The organism is Oleiphilus sp. HI0125 (genome assembly GCF_001635355.1).
In genome coordinates this window covers 1-1,113 of record NZ_LWGF01000034.1, presented here as the reverse complement: position 1 = coordinate 1,113, position 1,113 = coordinate 1, and the positions used below count along the sequence as shown (strand labels likewise).

The window sequence follows — 1,113 nt, the reverse complement described above, 5'->3', positions numbered from 1 at the left end:
ACAACCGCACGCAAGCGTGCTCGGACTGCCAAACTGCTTCGCAGTTCGTCAGCCCGTGTGCAAGGCGTTATGTGTAAATCATGAATACAGAGCTTCGAAAAATAATTTCCGACTTCCAAGAAAAAGTCGAAGAAGCCAACGCGCTGCTGAAGAAGTATCTAAAAACTGAGGAGCCTCACAATTGGGGGCCGCCAATTGAGCAGGTCGGCATGCTTGGAGGCAAGCACAAATACTTCTTTCATGGGGTTGGTTGTAAGGTTCACATTGGCAAGAAGGATATAATTGACTTCAATTACGGTGCCAATGGGCGTATTGATGGCTTTGATGAGTGGAGGCTATGCGGCTTCATTAGTACCCGTAGAAAGAAATATCCCAACGTACAACGAAGTGACATTAAACAATGGTTGAGAGAAGCTATTGAGGCCAAAGAAATAAAGAAATCGGATTCGAGAGAATATGGAAATTTATACTATCTCGTGCAAAACACATAACAAGGCAATTAACTACGCGCCTGCGGCGCCGGACGCTCGTACCTCGCGCCGATTATTGCGGCGTTATGTTTCTTTGAGAGAGTCATGAATCAGGAAGAAATTAAATCTATAGAAGAAAGGACAGGCATTAAGCTTCCAGTGAACTATAAGCAAGTTCTGCTCAACTATCCTAACGACCTGCTTGGAACAGAAGCTGAAGATTTCGGTCTCCTAAACGATGCCGAAGTAATCATCGAAGAAAATAACGATGTCAGAAGTAATGGCTATTTTGGTGAGGCATGGCCTGATCGCTATTTTATAATTGGCCAAAATGGCTGTGGTGACTATTACGTTATAAATCACGAGAGCCAAGAGTTCTCAGTTGGGTTTGCGTGCCACAAAGAAATGGCTTGCAATCCATATGCGGCAAACTTGGAAGAGTTTATCAGCAAGTATTTAAATGAAATCGAATAAAAACATAACAAGTCAAAGCACGTTACCCCTGCTACGCAGGGGCGGACTGCCAACCGCTAGCGCGGTCGTCAGCCCGTGTTTGAGGCGTTAGGCGTCGAGAATGAATCGAGCAGAGGTTTACAGTAAATGGGGTCTTCCTAGCATCCAGATAGGAAGCGGGGTGTTGATA

General features: G+C 45.1%; 2 protein-coding genes. Both read left to right on the top strand.

Annotated elements, in window-relative coordinates; translation table 11 throughout:
- The first annotated feature begins 80 nt into the window (after positions 1–80).
- Positions 81–491 (top strand): hypothetical protein, encoded by a 411-nt coding sequence (locus tag A3762_RS00720; protein WP_068753636.1) that lies wholly within the window; start codon positions 81–83, stop codon positions 489–491.
- An 84-nt stretch (positions 492–575) separates the two neighbouring features.
- The gene (locus A3762_RS00715) at positions 576–944 is read left to right on the top strand and encodes an SMI1/KNR4 family protein (RefSeq protein ID WP_068753634.1); all 369 of its coding nucleotides are present in this window, start codon (positions 576–578) and stop codon (positions 942–944) included.
- The last annotated feature ends 169 nt before the right edge of the window (positions 945–1,113 follow it).

Excerpts from the sequence above, each read along its gene's own strand:
- A3762_RS00720 (WP_068753636.1), top strand. The coding sequence starts at position 81 with ATGAATACAGAGCTTCGAAAAATAATTTCCGACTTCCAAGAAAAAGTC.
- A3762_RS00715 (WP_068753634.1), top strand. The coding sequence starts at position 576 with ATGAATCAGGAAGAAATTAAATCTATAGAAGAAAGGACAGGCATTAAG.